Below are 385 nucleotides of genomic sequence, written 5' to 3' on the forward strand. Positions count from 1 at the left end.
GGGCGGGGGGGGGGGGGCGGGTGCCCGTGGTGGTGCCCTGGCGGCGCGGGCGCGCGCCCAGGCGGCGCGCCGGCTGGGCGATCAGGCGGCCGCCGCCCTGCGCCAGCGCGTGGAGCAGCTGCGCCCCGTGCTGCCGGTGATGCTGCGACTCGGCCTGTGGCCTGCCGAGACCGTGTTGGCCGTGCCCGCCGAGCCGGAGGAGGCGCTGCGGGGCGCGCTCGTGCTGCGCGGGCTGGTGCGGCAGCTGGAGCAGGATGCCGCCTCCCTGCGCGCGGCCCGGCAGGAGGCCGAGGCGGCCCTGGCCGAGGCACGGCGGGAGGCGGCGGCGCTTGCCGCCGCCGGGCACGCCGCGCGGGCCCCCCCCGGCCCCCGCGGCGGGCGCGGC

1 pseudogene is annotated in these 385 nt (G+C 84.4%); it reads left to right on the forward strand.

From position 1 onward, the window contains the following. Positions 1 to 385 (forward strand): annotated as a pseudogene (locus AC1MIR_RS27775) (hypothetical protein); the annotation flags it as partial.

Source organism: Falsiroseomonas sp. RANM36, assembly GCF_056682175.1.